This is a genomic window from Streptomyces novaecaesareae (assembly GCF_000716875.1).
Taxonomy (GTDB): domain Bacteria; phylum Actinomycetota; class Actinomycetes; order Streptomycetales; family Streptomycetaceae; genus Kitasatospora; species Kitasatospora novaecaesareae.
Genome location: NZ_JNWQ01000047.1, coordinates 36,991 through 53,938 on the forward strand (window position 1 = coordinate 36,991; position 16,948 = coordinate 53,938).

At 74.7% G+C, this 16,948-nt stretch carries 12 protein-coding genes; 5 read left to right on the forward strand and 7 right to left on the reverse strand.

What is annotated here, in order from left to right; all coding sequences use genetic code 11:
* Window positions 1-67: 67 nt before the first annotated feature.
* From OP86_RS19325 to OP86_RS19340, 4 genes are all read right to left on the reverse strand, one after another.
* Window positions 68-922 carry a 1,4-dihydroxy-6-naphtoate synthase gene (locus OP86_RS19325; RefSeq protein WP_030259009.1) on the reverse strand — a complete coding sequence of 285 codons (855 nt, stop codon included), beginning with the start codon at window positions 920-922 and terminating at the stop codon, window positions 68-70.
* Window positions 915-1,691 (reverse strand): futalosine hydrolase, encoded by a 777-nt coding sequence (locus tag OP86_RS19330; RefSeq protein WP_051830275.1) that lies wholly within the window; start codon window positions 1,689-1,691, stop codon window positions 915-917. Before OP86_RS19330 ends, OP86_RS19325 begins: the two co-directional genes overlap by 8 nt.
* A gap of 10 nt (window positions 1,692-1,701) precedes the next feature.
* The gene (locus OP86_RS19335) at window positions 1,702-2,232 is read right to left on the reverse strand and encodes a hypothetical protein (protein ID WP_030057102.1); all 531 of its coding nucleotides are present in this window, start codon (window positions 2,230-2,232) and stop codon (window positions 1,702-1,704) included.
* Window positions 2,233-2,305: 73 nt separating this feature from the next.
* Complete coding sequence (locus tag OP86_RS19340; RefSeq protein ID WP_033332523.1) at window positions 2,306-3,655, reverse strand: MFS transporter; 1,350 nt, start codon at window positions 3,653-3,655, stop codon at window positions 2,306-2,308.
* A gap of 586 nt (window positions 3,656-4,241) precedes the next feature.
* Between OP86_RS19340 and OP86_RS19345 the strand changes: the two genes are divergently transcribed.
* Entirely contained in the window at window positions 4,242-5,123 is an 882-nt protein-coding gene (locus tag OP86_RS19345) for a DUF3027 domain-containing protein (protein WP_030057104.1), read from the forward strand.
* Window positions 5,124-5,317: 194 nt separating this feature from the next.
* Window positions 5,318-8,614: a sacsin N-terminal ATP-binding-like domain-containing protein gene (locus OP86_RS19350; protein ID WP_106973455.1), complete on the forward strand. Its 3,297-nt coding sequence runs from the start codon at window positions 5,318-5,320 to the stop codon at window positions 8,612-8,614.
* A gap of 130 nt (window positions 8,615-8,744) precedes the next feature.
* Here OP86_RS19350 and OP86_RS19355 read toward each other — a convergent pair whose 3' ends face one another.
* Together OP86_RS19355 and OP86_RS19360 are read right to left on the reverse strand one after the other, a co-directional pair.
* Window positions 8,745-11,252 (reverse strand): HAD-IC family P-type ATPase, encoded by a 2,508-nt coding sequence (locus OP86_RS19355; protein WP_030057108.1) that lies wholly within the window; start codon window positions 11,250-11,252, stop codon window positions 8,745-8,747.
* A 52-nt stretch (window positions 11,253-11,304) separates the two neighbouring features.
* On the reverse strand, window positions 11,305-11,607 hold the full coding sequence (locus OP86_RS19360) for a DUF2530 domain-containing protein (RefSeq protein ID WP_030057109.1): 303 nt from the start codon (window positions 11,605-11,607) through the stop codon (window positions 11,305-11,307).
* A 245-nt stretch (window positions 11,608-11,852) separates the two neighbouring features.
* Between OP86_RS19360 and OP86_RS19365 the strand changes: the two genes are divergently transcribed.
* Window positions 11,853-13,307 carry an NCS2 family permease gene (locus OP86_RS19365; RefSeq protein ID WP_030057110.1) on the forward strand — a complete coding sequence of 485 codons (1,455 nt, stop codon included), beginning with the start codon at window positions 11,853-11,855 and terminating at the stop codon, window positions 13,305-13,307.
* A 121-nt stretch (window positions 13,308-13,428) separates the two neighbouring features.
* Here OP86_RS19365 and OP86_RS19370 read toward each other — a convergent pair whose 3' ends face one another.
* A complete protein-coding gene (locus OP86_RS19370; protein ID WP_030057111.1) occupies window positions 13,429-13,878 on the reverse strand; it encodes a VOC family protein in 450 nt (149 codons plus the stop codon).
* Window positions 13,879-14,009: 131 nt separating this feature from the next.
* On the opposite strand from OP86_RS19370, the gene OP86_RS19375 reads away from it, so the two are divergent.
* Window positions 14,010-14,933, forward strand: coding sequence for a DUF4231 domain-containing protein (locus tag OP86_RS19375; RefSeq protein WP_030057112.1), 924 nt, complete (start codon window positions 14,010-14,012; stop codon window positions 14,931-14,933).
* A gap of 259 nt (window positions 14,934-15,192) precedes the next feature.
* Entirely contained in the window at window positions 15,193-16,905 is a 1,713-nt protein-coding gene (locus OP86_RS19380) for an enoyl-CoA hydratase-related protein (RefSeq protein ID WP_033332513.1), read from the forward strand.
* The last annotated feature ends 43 nt before the right edge of the window (window positions 16,906-16,948 follow it).

Genomic DNA, 16,948 nt, shown 5'->3' on the forward strand with positions numbered 1-16,948 from the left:
CCCACACCGGGGGAGGACTAGGTCCTGTCCGGCCGATCTTCCCGGGCCGAGATCGGCCGGACAGGACCTAGCCGAACGCGAGCGCACCCGGGTCGAGCGGAGGCACCAGCCCCTCCGCGGCGGCCCGGGTGAGCAGCGCACGGACGGCCGCGTAGCCCTCCTCGCCGAGGTCCTCGGTGAACTCGGTGACGTACAGCCCGATGTGCTGGTTCGCGACGTCCAGGTCCATCTCCTGGGCGTGCTCCAGCACGTAGCCGCGGCTCGCCTCCGGGCTCGCCCAGGCCTGCCGGACGGAGGCGCGGATCGCCTCGGTGATCTCCCGCAGCCGTTCGGCGCCGAGCGAGCGCCTGGCGACGATCGCGCCCAGCGGGATCGGCAGGCCGGTCTCCTGCTCCCAGGCCTCGCCCATGTCGGCCAGGCTGTGCAGGCCGTACTGCCCGTAGGTGAAGCGGGCCTCGTGGATCACCAGGCCGGCATCCACCCGGCCGTCCCGGACGGCGGGCATGATCTCGTGGAACGGCAGGACGACGATCTCGCCGAAGCCGCCCGGTACGGCCTTCGCCGCCCAGAGCCGGAACAGCAGGTAGGCGGTGGAGCGCTCGGAGGGCACCGCGACGGTCTTCCCGGCGAGGTCCGCGGGGGCGGCCACACCGGGCAGGGTGAGCACCAGCGGGCCGCAGCCGCGCCCGAGCGCACCGCCGCAGGGCAGCAGGGTGTACTCGTCCAGGACCCACGGCAGCGCGCCGTAGCTGATCTTCAGGACGTCCAGCTCGCCGCGCTCGGCCTGGCCGTTGGTGATGTCGATGTCGGCGAAGGTCACCTCGGGCGCGTCCGCGCCGGGCACCAGGCCGTGCGCCCAGGCGTGGAAGACGAAGGTGTCGTTCGGGCAGGGCGAGTACGCGATGCTCAGCCGTTCAGCCACGGCCGGCCTCCTCGATCAGTTCGTGGACGGGCAGTGCGGCGAAGGCCCGCTCCAGGGCGGTCAGCGCCTCGCCGATCCGCCAGGCGGCCCGGTCGCGCGGGCCCACCGGGTTGGACACGGTGCGCAGTTCGAGGGCCGGCACGCCGTACCGGGCGGCGGCCTCGGCCACGCCGAAGCCCTCCATCGCCTCGGCGGCGGCGCCCGGGTGGCGGGCGGCCAGCTCGGCGGCCCGCTCGGCGCTGCCGGTGACGGTGGAGACGGTCAGCACCGGGCCGGTGACGGCGCCCCGGCCGCCCGGGTCACCGAGCCCGCCCAGCGCCTTCACGAGGAGCGCGACGACGGCCGGGGGCGGGGTGTGCCGGACGGTGCCGAAGCCCAGTTCGGTGACGTCGGCGAAGCCTTCGGGGGTCTGCGCGCCGAGGTCCGCGGCCACGATCGCGTCGGCCACCACGGTGGCGCCGACCGGGGCGTGCGGGGCGAAGCCGCCGGCGATCCCGGCCGAGACGGCCAGGGCGTACGGGTGGGCGGCCAGCGCGGCGGAGGCGGCGGCCGCGGCGGCGGCCGGGCCGACCCCGGCGGCCAGCACGTCCACCGGAGCGCCCTCGGCCCGGTGCAGCGTGCCGCCGGGCAGCGGCAGGGCGGCGGCCCCGCCGGGCAGGCCGCGCAGCACGGCCTCGGCCTCGGCGGCCACCGCGACGACGACGAGCAGCCGGGCCCGCGCGGGGCCCGACTGCTCGCTGCGGCCGTCGGTGACGGCGTGCGCGGTCATCGCAGGACCGTCAGCTGTCCTGGGTGTTCAGCTGGAAGTACCAGACGGCGATCGGGTTGTCCGAGTTCTTGTCGCCCTCGACCACGGTGACCAGGGTCTTGCCGCTGGCGTTCAGCACCTTGTTCGCCTGCTGGGCGCCGGACCAGGTCGAGCCCTTGGCGTACGAGGCCAGGCTGAAGCGCCCGCCGCTGCTGGACGAGCCGCCGTTGGTGAAGGCCCACCAGCCGGAGTCGGCCACGTTCGGGGAGACGCCGACGCCCACGGCGTCGCTCGACACCACGTCCGAGCTGGGCAGCGAGCCGTCCGCCAGGGCCTTGGTGGCCTTGTCCTGGCAATCCTGCTGGAGGTCCTCGGTGATCGGGCTCCCGTTGTTCCAGCACAGCGGCTGGGCGACGATCGAGGAGTTGCCGACCTTGAGGGTGGCCTGGTGCGAGATGTGCTCGGTCTGGTCGGCGGCGATGGCGACGGAGGTGCCCACCGTGGCGGCGCCGACCACGACGACGGCGCCGAGGGCGGCGATGGCACGGGAATTGAGGCTCATGCGTCAGAATCTACCGGGCCTGGCCGATCACGCTACGCGGGGGTCGGCCACCGCGTGTTGCCGCCTCGCAACGTCAGGCCACCCGGGGCGCCGCCGGGTGCCGCCGCAGGCCCACCCGGAAGAGCGAGTGGAGCGTCCACAGCAGCATCAGGCCGACCACCGTGGCGGCGACCGACAGGCCCAGCGCCCCGTTCAGCGGCAGCAGGATGCCGACCGCGCCGCCGGCCACCCAGGACAGCTGCATCAGCGTCTCCGACCGGGCGAAGGCCGAGGTCCGCACCGCCTCCGGGACGTCCCGCTGGATCAGCGCGTCCAGCGCCAGCTTGCCCAGCGAGGCCGCCATCCCGGCGATGCCCGCGACCAGAATCACCGTCACCACGCCGTACCAGAGCGCGGCCGCCGCCGTCACGCCGGTCGCCAGCAGCAGCATCGCGGTGACCGTCGCCTCCGGGCCCCGGGTGCGCAGCCAGGAGCCGAACACCGAGCCGAGCGCGTTGCCCGTCCCCGCCGCCAGCGCCACCAGACCCAGCGCCAGCGTCGGCCGCAGGCCGCCGATCGGCTCCTCCCGCAGCAGGAAGGCCAGGAACATCACCAGGAAGCCGACCAGCCACTTCATCGCCGACATCGCCCGCAGCGCCAGGATCACCGAGGGGCCGACGGTGCGCAGCGAGGCCTTGACCGGCGGCGGCTTGTGGTGGATCAGGTGCGAGCCCTCGCCGTGCACCTCGGCGTGCAGGACGGCGCGCTGCTCGCCCTTGGCCGAGTCCACGGCGTGCGGCAGGTGGAAGGCCATCAGGGTGCCGATCACGAACACCAGGAAGGCGCCGCGCAGCGGCCAGCCCGGGCCGATCAGGTGCAGCAGCCCGCCCACCGCGGCCGCCACGCCGGTGGCCAGCAGCCCGGCCAGGGTGACCCGGGAGTTCGCCTTCACCAGGGACAGCCGGCTCGGCAGCAGCCGGGGCACCACGACGCTGCGCACCACCCCGTACGCCTTGGACGCCACCAGCACGCCGAGCGCCTCCGGGTAGAGCGCCAGGCCGCCGCCGGAGATCACCCCGGCCATCGTCCAGGCGAGCACCGCCCGGGCCAGCATCGCCATCGCCATGGCCGCCCGGCGGCCGTGCGGCAGGCGGTCCAGCAGCGGGCCGATCACCGGGGCCAGGACGGCGAACGGGGCCATCGTGATCAGCAGGTAGAGCGCGACCCGGCCGCGGGCCTCGCCGGTGGGCACCGAGAAGAAGATGGTGGAGGCCAGCGCGATGGTGATCAGCATGTCGCCGAAGGAGTTGAGCGCGTGCAGCTCGATCAGCTTCGCGAGGCCGGACTCGCCCGCGCCCTCGGCGGAGGTGGCCCGGCGGATCCGGCGGCCGGTGCCGTGCACCACCTTGCCGGTGCGGGCGCCGGCGGCGGAGGCGGTGCGGATCAGGAAGGGGCGGCGGGCCTCGGGGACCTCGTCGTCCGCGTCCCTGGTGAGGTCGTCGCCGAGGTCCTCGTCGAGGGCGGCGAGGTGGCGGTGGTGGACGTCGCCGGCCCCGGGGGCGTCATGCTTGACCAGGCTCACGGGGGCGGTGGGCGGCTCGGGGCGGTCCGCCGGCGGCGGTTCTCCCGCGCCGGGGACCGGAGACTGCAGTCGCGGCACGGGCTCCGCCTGGTCGGGGCTGCCGGCCTGCGAGGCGCGCAGTGCGTGCTGCGACGGGTTGTGGTCCGCCACAAGCCCATCCTGCCCCAGATTTGCCGCGCCGACGCGGGATTGCACCCCACTCGGCGCGGCCTCCGGAACCGTCGCGTCCGCCCCGGAGTGTGCCGGGGCGCCGACCGGCGGGTAGCCTGCCCCAAGGTCCGCCCGCTGGGCGCCAGGGCGCCGGCAGGCCGATCGAGCGGCGCGGTCGGTTACCTAGGCGGCCCCCGGTCGCGCAGAATGGATGAGGGACTACCGAGCCGCGACGGAATGGGCAACACGCCGTGGGCGACAGAAGAACTGGGAGAGAATCGACGCCGTGAGTGCTGCGATGCGAAGCCGTACCCCCGACCGGCTCTGTGCCGAGGCCGTCGAACTCGCCCGCCAGGCAGCGGAGGAGGCCGTCGGAGCGGAGGCCGTCGGGCCGCACCTCGGCGTCCAGGCGGACGCCGACCGCGTCGTCACCCACACCTTCGAGTGCCTGGACGCGGCCTACCGCGGCTGGCACTGGGCGGTCACCGTCGCCCGCGCCCCGCGCGCCAAGAACGTCACCCTGGACGAGGTCGTCCTGCTGCCCGGTGCCGACGCCGTCCTCGCCCCCGAGTGGGTGCCGTGGAGCGAGCGGCTGCGCCCCGGCGACATGGGCCCCGGCGACCTGCTGCCCACCGGCGCCGACGACCTGCGGCTGGAGCCCGGCTGGACCGGCGAGGACGAGCCCGCGCCGAACTCCGCGGTCGCGCTCGCGGACGAGGAGGACCTGGTCGTCACCGACCCGCACGTCCAGCCCGCCCCGGCCCGCGCCCGGATCAACGCCGTCGCCGAGGAGCTCGGCCTGGGCCGCAGCCGGGTGCTCTCCCGGCTCGGCCTGCACCTGGCCGCCGAGCGCTGGGAGAAGTCGCACGGCGCGCAGACCCCGATGGCGCAGGCCGCCCCGGCCTCGTGCGGGAGCTGCGGCTTCCTGATCCCGATCGGCGGCTCGCTCGGCCAGGCCTTCGGCGTGTGCGGCAACGAGTTCGGGCCGGCCGACGGCCAGATTGTCTCCTTCGCGTACGGCTGCGGCGGGCACTCCGAGGCGGCTGTCATCCCGGCTCCGCCGGCACCGTCCGAGCTGATCCTGGACGAGCTGGTGGTCGAGCCGCTGCAGCTGCACCCGGACCGCGCCTCCGGATCCGTCGAGCCCGACGCCCCGGCCGAGGAGCTCGGCCACTCCTGACCCGTGCCCGGCCCGCGGCCCGCCCCCGGTGACGAACCGGGCGCGGGCCGTCGGCGTTCCCGGCGGTGTTTCCCGCGTTTCCCGCGGCGTTTCCCGGGCGGGGCGGCGGTGATCCCGGGCCGTGGTCGGGAGCAGTCAGTGGGGCAGGGAAGAATGCCCTACGACGTACAGGGCGGCGGAAGGTGGCAGGTCCAGTGGAACCTCGGATCATCGGCAGCAGCACGGACGAGCACCTCGCGGACCCCTTCGGGAGCGCCGCGCTGCGCCGACGGGTGCTGGACGCCTGGGCCGCCTCGCCGGCCCGGTTCCGGGAGGACGCCAACGCCGAGGAGGAGCTCGCGCTCGGCGGCTACCGGGACCGCCTGGTGGTGGAGTTGGCCCAGAACGCGGCCGACGCGGCGGTCCGTGCCGGGCACGGCCCCGGGCGGCTGCGGCTGACCCTCGCCGACGGCGTGCTCGCCGCCGCCAACACCGGCGCCGCACTGGACGCGACCGCGGTCGAGTCGCTGTCCACCCTGCGCGCCTCCTCCAAGCGCGGCGAGGAGCCCGCCGTCGGCCGGTTCGGGGTCGGGTTCGCCGCCGTCCTCGCGGTCACCGACGAGCCGGCCGTGCTCAGCAGCGCCGGCGGGGTGCGCTGGTCGCTGGGCGAGGCCAGGTCGCTGGCCGAGGCGCAGCCCGCGCTGGCCGACGAGCTGCGCCGCCGGGACGGCCACGTGCCGCTGCTGCGGCTGCCGTTCGCCGCCGAGGGCCCGGCCCCCGAGGGCTACGACACGGTGGTCGTGCTGCCGATGCGGGACGCCGCCGCCGAGGACCTGACCCGCCGTCTGCTGGCCGGGATCGACGACGCGCTGCTGCTCACCCTGCCCGGCCTCGCCGAGGTCGTGGTGGAGACCCCGGAGGGCACCCGGACGCTCACCCGGGCCGCCGCCGAGACCCGCCCGGACGGCGTCACCGAGGTCACCATCACCGACGACAAGGGCGGGCGGCTGCGGCAGACGCTCTGGCAGACCGCCGGCGCCTCCGGCGGCCTGGCCGCCGAGCTGCTCGTCGACCGGCCCACCGAGGAGCGCGCCCGCCCGTACTGGACGGTGACCTGGGCCGTCCCGGTCGCCGCGGACGGCGCCCCGCAGCAGCCCGGCATCGCCTCCGTGCTGCACGCGCCGACCCCCAGCGACGAGCCGATCGGCCTGCCCGCGCTGCTGATCGCCTCCTACCCGCTGGACTCCACCCGCCGGCACGTCGCGCCCGGCCCGCTGGCCGACTTCCTCACCGAGCGCGCCGCCGACAGCTACGCCGACCTGCTGCGCGCCCGCGGCGCCGACCTCGGCTCGCTCGGCCTCGTCCCCGGGCCGCTCGGCCAGGGCGCACTGGACAACGCGCTGCGCGCGGCCGTGCTGTCCCGGCTGCCCGGCACGCCGTTCCTGCCGCACCCGGCACCGGTCGAGGAGGGCACGCCCGCGCTGCGGCCGCGGGACGCCACGCTGCTGGAGGGCGCGGACGGCTCGGTGGTCGAGGCGCTGGCGCCGATCTTCCCCGGGCTGCTGCCGGCCGGCCTGGAGCGCCGCACCGAGCTGCGGGTGCTGAACGTGCGCCGGGTGCCGCTGGCCGAGGTGGTCGACCAGCTCGGCGGCCTGGACCGCGAGCCCGCGTGGTGGCGCAACCTGTACGCGGCGCTCGGCGGGGCCGACCCGGAGGCGCTCGGCGCGCTGCCCGTACCGCTCGCCGACGGCCGGACGGTGACCGGGCCGCGGCGCGTCCTGCTGCCCTCCGAGGACGCCGACTGGGCGGCCTTCCCGGGCTACCCCGAGTCGCTGGCCGGCGCGCTCGCCGCGCTCGACCTGCGGCTGGCCCACCCCGAGGCCGCCCACCCGCTGCTGGCCAAGCTCGGCGCCGGCACCGCCACCCCGGCCGGGGTGCTGGACACCCCCGAGGTGCGGGCGGCCGTCGCCCGCTCCTTCGAGCTGGCCGAGGACGACCTGGACGCCGCGCTCGAACTCGCCGACGCCGTCCTGGCCCTGGTCAAGGCCGCCGCCCCGGGGGCCGGGGAGCACCCCTGGCTGGCCCGGCTGGCGCTGCTCGACGACGAGGGCGAGCCGGCCCGCGCGGGCGAACTGGTGCTGCCCGGCAGCCCGTTCGCCGCGCTCGCGCGCGAGGAGGACGCCGGCTGGGTGGACGACGAGCTGCTGGAGCGCTGGGGGCCCGAGGTGCTCGCGGCCGTCGGCGTGCTGGCCGACTTCGTGCTGGTGCGCGCCGAGGACGTGGTGCTCGACCCGGACGACCTGGAGCGGCTCGACCCCACCGTCCCGGCCGACCGGGCGGCCGGCGGCCACCCCACCGGCCTGCTGGACGAGGCGCCGGACGGGCTCGCCGACTGGGCCGAGGACGCGCTGGAGGCCCTGCAGGCGGACGAGGCGATCGGCGTCCCGCCGGTGGCCGCCGAGCTGCTGGCGGTGCGCGACCTCGACCTGGTGGACGACGACGCCTGGCCCGAGGCGCTGGCCGCGCTGGCCCGCCCGCCGTACCGGGAGGCCGTCGTCGACCCGGTGCGCACGCTGCTGCCGGACGGCACGTACGCCGATCTGCCGCCGTACACCGCCTGGTGGCTGCGCGACCACCCGGTGCTGGACGGCCGCGAGCCCGCCGGGCTGCGGGCCGCCGGCGCCGACCCGCTGCTGCGCGGCCTCTACGACGAGGCGCGCACCACCCTGGACGAGCAGTTCCTGCACGCGCTCGGGGTACGCACCACGCTGGCCGCGCTGCTCGCCGAGCCGCACGGCCCGGACGAGGTGCTGGACCGGCTCACCGACCCGGACGCCGAGGTCGGGCACCGCCAACTGCACGGCATCCACAGCGCGTTGGCCCGGGTGGACCGCGAGCGGATCGAACCGCTGGACGTGGTCCGGGCGTTGCCGCCGCTGGACCCGGCCACCGGGCGCCGCCCGGCCCACACCGTGGTGGTGGACGCCACCGAGGCGGTCGTCGCCGACGCCCCGGACCTGGTCCAACTGCTGCACCCGTACCCGCTGTTGCCGGTCGCCCCGGCGCTCGCCGCGGACCTCGCCGAGCGGTTGCACGTGTCGCTGGCCAGCGAGGTGGCCGGCGGCCGGGTGCTCTCCGAGGGCGTGCTGCACCGCGTCCCGGCCGTGGTGCGGGAGCTGTTGCCCGGCTGCCCGGTCGCGTACGAGGAGCACGAGGAGCTGCTGGTCGTCGGGCCGGACGGCGCCGAGGCGGCGGTGGACTGGCGCTGGGACACCGGGGCGGACGCCCCGGAGCCGCCGTACGACCCGGAGCTGGCCGAGGCCGAGGACGAGGACGACGAGTTCGAGGTCCCGCCGGTGCCCGGCCTGCTGCACGCGGCCACCCCGGAGGGCCTCGCGGCCGGGCTCGCCTGGTCGGTCGGGCAGTGGCACCGGCGCTTCGAGGTGCTGGCCGCGCTCAGCGAGCCGGACCGCGCGTACGAGCTCTCGGCGGCCCGGGACTTCGAGGGCTGAGGGTCAGCCTGCCCGTCGACGGCGCTTGAGCCGCAGGTAGACGCCGACGGTGGTGGCCGGCCAGACGGTCACCACCAGGGCCTTCAGGGCCGTCGGCAGCCACGACCCCTCGGTGGGCGCGCCAGTGCGGCTACTCGTACCCGCGGCGCTTCAGGAAGAGCCAGGTGAGCTCCAGGGCGATGCCGCAGACCACCGCGATGCCGACGCCCACCCAGGGGTCGCGGGTGCCGACCAGGGAGAGCTGGAAGAAGTCGGACAGCGCGGGGACGATCAGGACCAGCGAGAACGCCCCGCCCATGGTGCCGATCAGCAGCAGCCGCCACCAGCTGTACGGGCGGGCGACGATGGCGAGGACCCAGATGGCGATCAGGAAGAGCGTCAGGGTGGCCACGCTGGTGTCGGCCTTGAGGTCGGTCGCGTGGTCGGTGCGGGCGAGCGTGTAGGCGACGAAGGTGCCCGTCCCGGCGATGGCCCCGCCGGGGATCGCCAGCCGCAGCACGCGCTTCACGAAGCCGGTGCGGGCCCGCTCGTTGTTGGGTGCGAGGGCGAGGAAGAAGGCCGGCACGCCGATGGTGAGCGAGGACAGCACGGTGGAGTGCCGGGGCAGGAACGGGTACGGGGAGTGGGTGAAGATCACCAGCAGCGCCAGGAGCACCGAGTAGACCGTCTTCACCAGGAACAGCGACGCGACCCGCTCGATGTTGCCGATCACCCGGCGGCCCTCGGCGACCACCGAGGGCAGGGTCGCGAAGGAGTCGTTGAGCAGCACGATCTGGGCGACGGCCTTGGTCGCGTCGGAGCCGGTGCCCATCGCCACGCCGATGTCGGCGTCCTTGAGCGCGAGCACGTCGTTGACGCCGTCGCCGGTCATCGCCACGGTGTGGCCGCGGGACTGCAGCGCCCCGACCAGCTGGCGCTTCTGCTGCGGGGTGACCCGGCCGAAGACGCTGGTCCGGTCGGCGGTCTCGGCGAGCTCCTCGGGGTCGGCGGGCAGGGTGCGGGCGTCCAGCGGCCGGTCGGCGCCGGGCAGGCCCAGGTGGGAGGCCACCGCGCCGACCGAGACGGCCGCGTCGCCGGAGATGACCTTGGCCCGGACCTGCTGCCCCTCGAAGTACCGCAGGGTGTCGGCGGCGTCGCCGCGCAGCCGCTGCTGCAGCACCACCAGCGCGAGCGGAGTGAGGCCCGCCGCCGGGTCGGGGGAGTCCAGCGGGTCGGGCGTACGGCCCAGCAGCAGCACCCGCAGGCCCTTGGCGCCCAGCTCGTCCACCTCGGCCAGCGCCGGGTGCCCGGCGGGCAGCAGCACGTCGGGGGCGCCGAGCAGCCAGCTGGCCTCGCCGCCCTGCGGCTCCAGCAGCTGCACGCCGCTCCACTTGCGGGCGGAGGAGAAGGGCATCGCCTCGATCACCCGCCAGCCGTCGCGGCCGGTGGCGCCGGTGCCGCTGCCGGGGGAGCCGCCGGGGGAGCCGTCGCCGTGCCCGTCCCCGCCGTCGCCGCGCCCGTACGCGTCGATGACGGCCTGCATGGACGGGTTGGGGCGGGCGTCGGCGCCGGCCATCACGGCGAGCGCGTGCTTGATGGTGTCCGGGTCGACGACGGCGGGCTCCCCGTTCGAGAGCACCCGCAGGTCGATCACGTCCATGCCGCCCTCGGTGAGGGTGCCGGTCTTGTCCAGGCAGACGGTGTCCACCCGGGCCAGGCCCTCGATCGCGGGCAGCTCCTGGACCAGGCACTGCTTGCGGCCGAGCCGGATCACGCCGATCGCGAAGGCCACCGAGGTCAGCAGCACCAGGCCCTCGGGGACCATCGGGACGATGCCGGCCACCATGCGGCGCACGGCCTCCCGCCAGTCCCGGCCCTCGACGGCCAGCTGGCTGATGATCAGACCGATCGCGGTGGGGATCAGCAGGTAGGTGATGAACCGCAGGATGCTGTCGATGCCGCTGCGCAGCTCCGACTTCACCAGGGTGAACTTGCTGGCCTCCTCGGCGAGCTGCGCCGCGTAGGCCTCGCGGCCGACCTTGGTGGCGGTGAACGCGCCCGCGCCGGCCACCACGAAGCTGCCGGACATCACCTGGTCGCCGGGCTGCTTGAGGACCGGGTCGGGCTCGCCGGTGAGCAGCGACTCGTCGATCTCCAGGCCATCCGCCTCGGTGACCTCGCCGTCCACGATCACCTTGTCGCCGATGCCGAGCAGCACGGTGTCGTCGAGGACGATCTCGGAGACGCCGATCTGCTGGACGCTGCCGTCCCGGCGGACCTGCGGGCGGGCCTCGCCGATCAGGGCCAGGCTGTCCAGGGTCTTCTTGGCGCGCAGCTCCTGGATGATGCCGATCGCCGTGTTCGCGACGATGACCAGGCCGAACAGGCCGTCCTGGATCGGGCCGACGACCAGGATGATCCCGAACATCACGCCGATGATCGCGTTGAAGCGGGTGAAGACGTTGGCCCGGACGATCTCCCGGGTGGAGCGGCTGGACCGGACCGGGACGTCGTTGACCTGTCCCTTCGCGACTCGCTCGGCCACCTCGGCGGCGGTCAGGCCGCCGCGACGGCCGGGCAGCAGCCCGAGGGGGTGGGCTCCCTCCGGGCGGTCTCCGTCCGTCGGCCGCTCTTCCGCTGGCTGGGCAGGCTGCGTCATGGCACCGACTCTACGGGCGCCTTATGTCCGATGCGTGCTACTAAAGGGCTGTTCAGTCCGACTGGGTGGCCGGGCCCTGACCGTCGCCGTCCGCCGCGCGCTCGGCCGCCTCGGCGGCCCGGCTGCGGGCGATCGCGTCCCGGCGGGCGCGGCAGTACCAGAGGCCGATCAGGCCGAGCAGGCCGCCGGAGAGGCAGATCCACGGCCAGGTGCCGTGGCCGTGCTCGGAGAGGGTGCCCTGGAAGGGGAGGAGGGCGAGGAAGGCGGCGAACCACACCACGGTGCCGCCGCCGACGATGGCGACGTCGTTGGCCTCCAGCGGAGGGGGCGAGGGGTGCAGCGGCGTCTTCGGCATGGGGCCTAGCGTACGGTGCGGCGGGGGCCGGGTGCCGTCGTGGAGGCCCGGTGCGGGGCCGTCCTGGGCTCTCCCGGGTTCTCCCTCCGGGGCTCTTCCGGGCCGACCCGGGGGGCTCTCCCGGGCTCTACGCGCGAAGATAGCGTGGGTGAGACCGGGAAACCATACTTAACGGTCTGAGCCCGGCCACCGTCGCCCCGGGTCCTCACCCCCCTCTCCTCAGCTCCCCCACAGAGGACGCACGCATGCCTGTGGCCCAGCCGACCACCGAGTCGCCCGAACCCGCCGACGCCGCGCCCCAGCCCCCCACCGGCGCGGTCGACCGCTACTTCCGGATCAGCGAGCGTGGCTCGACCCTGCCGCGCGAGATCCGCGGCGGCGTCGCCACCTTCTTCACCATGGCGTACATCCTGGTGCTGAACCCGATCATCCTGGCCAGCGCCACGGACATGACCGGAGCCCACCTGGACAGCGCCCAGCTGGTCACCGCCACCGCCCTCACCGCCGGGCTCACCACCCTGCTGATGGGCGTCATCGGCAACGTCCCGATCGGCCTGGCCGCCGGACTCGGCGTCAACACCATCGTGGCGCTCCAGCTCGCCCCCAAGATGACCTGGCCGGACGCCATGGGCATGGTCGTGCTGGCCGGCTTCGCGATCATGCTGCTGGTCGCCACCGGGCTGCGCGAGCGGGTCATGAACGCCGTCCCGCTCGGACTGCGCAAGGCCATCGCGATCGGCATCGGCCTGTTCATCAGCCTGGTCGGCCTGGTCGACTCCGGCTTCGTCAGCCGCATCCCGGACGCCGCGCACACCACCGTCCCGCTGCAGCTCGGCGGCAACGGGCACCTGCTCGGCTTCCCCGTGCTGGTCTTCGTCGTCGGCCTGCTGCTCACCCTGATCCTGGTGATCCGCAAGGTGCCGGGCGCGATCCTGATCAGCATCGCCGTCGCCACCGCGCTCGCCGTGGTGATCGACAAGCTGGTCGACATCCCGGCGCTCAAGTGGGGCCTCACCGTCCCGGCGTGGCCGGGCAACCCGGTCGCGGCGCCGGACTTCGGGCTGGTCGGCAAGGTCAGCCTGTTCGGCGGCTTCGAGAAGGTCGGCGTGCTGACCGGCGTGCTGTTCGTCTTCACCGTGCTGATGTCGTGCTTCTTCGACGCGATGGGCACCATCCTCGGCGTGGCCGACGAGGCCCACCTGCTGGACGAGAAGGGCGACCTGCCCGGGATCAACAAGATCCTGATGGTCGACGGCATCGCCACCGCGGCCGGCGGGGCCACCTCCTCCTCCGCCAACACCTGCTTCGTGGAGTCGACCGCCGGCGTCGGCGAGGGCGCCCGGACGGGCTTCGCCTCGATCGTCACCGGACTGCTCTTCGTGGTGGCGCTCTTCCTGACCCCGCTCGCCACCATGGTCCCCGCCCAGGCCGCCACGCCGGCCCTGGTCACGGTCGGCTTCTTGATCCTGGCCAACTCGATCAAGGAGATCGACTGGGCCGACTACACGATCGCGATCCCGGCCTTCCTGACCATCGTGATGATGCCGTTCACCTACAGCATCACCAACGGCATCGGCTTCGGCTTCATCGCCTTCTGCATCCTGCGCCTGGCCGCCGGCCGCACCGTGCCGGCCCCGCTGTACGTGGTGGCAGGGGTGTTCGCCTTCTACTACCTGATGCCGGCCTTCGGCCTGCTCTGACGCCGCACGGCCCCACACGGCCCCGCACCCACTCGGGTGCGGGGCCGCTTCGGGTTTCCGGGCGGGCTTTTCGGCTGGGCTTTTCGGTTGCGCGGGGTTCGGCCGGTCGGTTTTCGGCCGGTCAGTGGACGCAGAACTCGTTGCCCTCCGGGTCCTGCATGACGGTCCAGGCGCCGCCGGGCTCCTCGACGTGCCGCAGGACGCCGGCGCCGAGGGCTTCGAGGCGGGTGACGGTCGCCGCGCGCTCGCCGGGGCCGGGGTGGACGTCGAGGTGCAGGCGGTTCTTGGCCTGCTTGGGCTCGGGGACGGCCTGGAAGAGGATGCGGCGGCCCAGGCCGGTGTCCGAGGCGGGGTCGAACGGGTCCTCGGGGTGGCGGACGGCGGCCAGGGTGCGCCAGGCGGGGTGGCCGTCCACCTCGGTGGTGGCGTCCGGGCCGACGGCGCCGGCCGCGAGCAGGCGGGTGACCAGCGGACCGTGGTCCTCCAGCGTGTACTCCAGGGCGGCGGCCCAGAAGGCGGCCTGGCGGTGCGGGTCGGCGCAGTCGATGACGAGCTTCCAGTGCAGCGGCATGTAACCGTTTTTACAGGTTACGGGATCGGCGGAGCAATGAGCTCGGCCGGAAGGTGTCAAAAAGGCGCCTGTGTAGGCCAGTTGGCGGCGGGAATACTGGCTGGACGGAGAAGGGGGAGGGGACTCGACCGATGGTGCAACAGGATCCGCCAGGGGGAGTCGAGGCACAGCTGCTGCCGGAGCTGTTCCGGACGGCGGACAAGGCCTCGCTGGACGGCCAGCGCGAGACGCTGCGCTGGTACCGCGGACTGATCGCGATGCTGGTGATCGCCGCACTGATCGGGTCGTTCCCCGGCCCGGAGCACGAGGGCGACTTCGACGTCTGGCCGCTGTTCTCGGTGGCCGCGTTCCTGGTGGCGGGCTACTTCTGGTCCCGGCTGCGTCGCAGCAACCCGCAGGGCCGCTGGTACGAGGCCCGGGCCGCGGCCGAGTCGGTCAAGACGCTGGCCTGGAAGTACACCGTCCGGGCCCGGCCGTTCGACGGCGAGGGCGAGTCCGCGGACGTGGACCGCAGCTACCTGCTCCAGGTCGAGGACGTGCTGCGGGCCTTCGAGGACCCGGAGATCGTGCCGCCCGAGACCGTCGCCGAGATCACCCCGGCGATGCGGCGGCTGCGCGCCGAGGGCCTGACCGCCCGGCGCACCCTCTACCTGCGCACCCGGGTCGAGGGCCAGCGCACCTGGTACCGCTCCCGGGCCGAGGCCTGCGACTCGCAGGCGGTCTCCTGGGGGCTCGGCGTCGCGGTGCTGATCATCACCGGTGCGGCGGCGGCCGTCGCCCAGGCCACCGGCGCGCTGCAGGTGCACCTCTTCGGTGCCAGCTCCGCCGCGGCCGCCTCGATCATCGCCTGGACGCAGCTCAAGCAGCTCCGCCCGCTGGCCGCCGCCTATCAGCTGGCCGCGCGCGAGCTGGAGAACGTCGGCAACCAGCTCTCCGACCTGGACGTCAAGGCGCCGGACGCCGAGGCGCGCTGGGCCCGGCTGGCCGCCGAGGCGGAGGACGCCGTCTCCCGCGAGCACACCACCTGGCGGGCCCGCCGGGCGTTCCCGAAGTAGCCCCGCGCGGGCCGGCCGGGTCGGGGTGGTGCGGCCGGAGGTGGTGCGGTGCGGGCCGGCGCGATGCGCGTCGGCCCGCCCGGCGCCAGCCCAACTCGGGGAAGAGACTGGGGAGATACCGCGAAGCACGGGCCACGGCATGGCCACAGGTGTGCGGGGTGCGTGAGGGTAGAGCGCCGAGGCACGGACCGTAATCGTTACGTGTCCACGCCCTGGTTTCATCGCCTCCGCGCGACCCCTGTACCGCCGGAGGCCCCCCTTGCGCATTCTCCTGATCGCCAGTGCGTTCAACAGCCTGACCCAGCGCGTCCACACCGAGCTGCGGGAGCGCGGCCACCAGGTCGCCGTCCAACTCGCGCTCGGCGACGAACAGATGAGGTCGGCGGTGGAACGCACCGATCCCGAACTGATCGTCTGCCCGATGCTCACCAAGGCCGTGCCGCGGGACATCTGGTCCACCCGGACCGTCCTGATCGTGCACCCCGGCCCCCAGGGCGACCGCGGCCCCTCCTCGCTCGACTGGGCGATCACCGAGGGGGCGGAGCGGTGGGGCGTGACCGTGCTGCAGGCCGTCGAGGAGATGGACGCCGGCGACATCTGGGCGTCCGTCGACTTCCCCGTGCCCGCCTGCGGCAAGAGCGAGCTGTACCGCGGTGAGGTCGCCGACGCCGCCCTGGAGGCCGTCCTGCTGGCCGTCCAGCGCTACGAGGGCGGGCTGTTCACCCCTGAGCCGCTGGACTACGGCCGGCCCGACGTGCGCGGCGAACTGCGGCCCCTCCTGCGCCAGGAGGCCCGCCGGATCGACTGGGAGGAGGACGACACCGCCACCGTGCTGCGCAAGCTGCGCGCCGCCGACTCCCAGCCCGGCGTGCTCGACGAGCTGTACGGGCGGGAGTTCTTCCTGCACGGCGGCCACCCCGAGGACCGGCTGCGCGGCCCGGTGCCCGGCGCCGTGCTGGCCACCCGGGACGGCGCGATCTGCCGGGCCACCGTGGACGGCGCGGTGTGGATCCCGCAGCTTCGCCCGCGCCGCACCCCCGGCGGGCCGGTCACCTTCAAGCTGCCGGCCACGACGGTGCTCGCCGACGAGCTGTACCGGGTCCGCGAGGTGCCGGTGAGCCCGGAGGCGGCCGCCCGGCGCGACACCTGGTCGGAGCTGCGCTACCGCGAGGAGGGCGAGGTCGGCTACCTCGAATTCGCCCACCCGGGCGGGGCGCTGAGCACCGAGCAGTGCCGCCGGCTGCTCGCCGCCTACCAGGAGGCTGCCGACCGGCCGACCTCGGTGCTGGTGCTCGGCGCGCCCCGGGACTTCTACTCCAACGGGATCCAGCTCAACGTCATCGAGGGCGCGGACTTCCCGGCGCTGGAGTCCTGGGAGAACATCAACGCGATGGACGACTTCGTCGAGGCCGTCCTGACCACCACGGACAAGGTCACCGTCGCGGCCCTGGCCGGGAACGCGGCGGCCGGCGGGCTGATGGCGGCGCTCGCCGCCGACGAGGTGTGGTGCCGCGACTCGGCGGTGCTCAACCCGCACTACCGGCTGATGGGCCTGTACGGCTCCGAGTACTGGACGTACACGCTGCCGCGCCGGGTCGGTGCGGAGCAGGCCGAGCGGCTCACCACCGAGGCGCTGCCGGTCGGCTCCGAGCACGCCCGCCGGATCGGCCTGGTGGACCGTACGGCCGGCGGCGACGCGGCGGAGTTCCGCCGCTGGGTGGCCCGCGAGGCGGCCCGGATCGCCGCCTCGCCGGAGCTCACCGGGCGGCTGGTGGACAAGAAGCGGAGCCGGGCCACCGACGAGGAGGCGAAGCCGCTGGCCGAGTACCGGGCGGAGGAGCTGCGGCGGATGCACGCCAACTTCTACCGGGCGGGCGAGCCGTACCACGAGCTGCGGCGGGACTTCGTGCACAAGGTCTGCCCGGTGGCCACGCCGGAGCACGTGAGCGGGCTGCTCGGACGGCCCGTGTAGCGGCTGTCTCTTATACACATCTGACGCTGCCGACGAGCGATCT

Bases quoted from the DNA above. Each gene is read 5' to 3' on its own strand.
- OP86_RS19355 (WP_030057108.1), bottom strand. From the start codon at position 11,252: ATGACGCAGCCTGCCCAGCCAGCGGAAGAGCGGCCGACGGACGGAGAC.
- OP86_RS19345 (WP_030057104.1), top strand. From the start codon at position 4,242: ATGCGAAGCCGTACCCCCGACCGGCTCTGTGCCGAGGCCGTCGAACTC.
- OP86_RS19330 (WP_051830275.1), bottom strand. From the start codon at position 1,691: ATGACCGCGCACGCCGTCACCGACGGCCGCAGCGAGCAGTCGGGCCCC.
- OP86_RS19370 (WP_030057111.1), bottom strand. From the start codon at position 13,878: ATGCCGCTGCACTGGAAGCTCGTCATCGACTGCGCCGACCCGCACCGC.
- OP86_RS19375 (WP_030057112.1), top strand. From the start codon at position 14,010: ATGGTGCAACAGGATCCGCCAGGGGGAGTCGAGGCACAGCTGCTGCCG.
- OP86_RS19335 (WP_030057102.1), bottom strand. From the start codon at position 2,232: ATGAGCCTCAATTCCCGTGCCATCGCCGCCCTCGGCGCCGTCGTCGTG.
- OP86_RS19365 (WP_030057110.1), top strand. From the start codon at position 11,853: ATGCCTGTGGCCCAGCCGACCACCGAGTCGCCCGAACCCGCCGACGCC.
- OP86_RS19360 (WP_030057109.1), bottom strand. From the start codon at position 11,607: ATGCCGAAGACGCCGCTGCACCCCTCGCCCCCTCCGCTGGAGGCCAAC.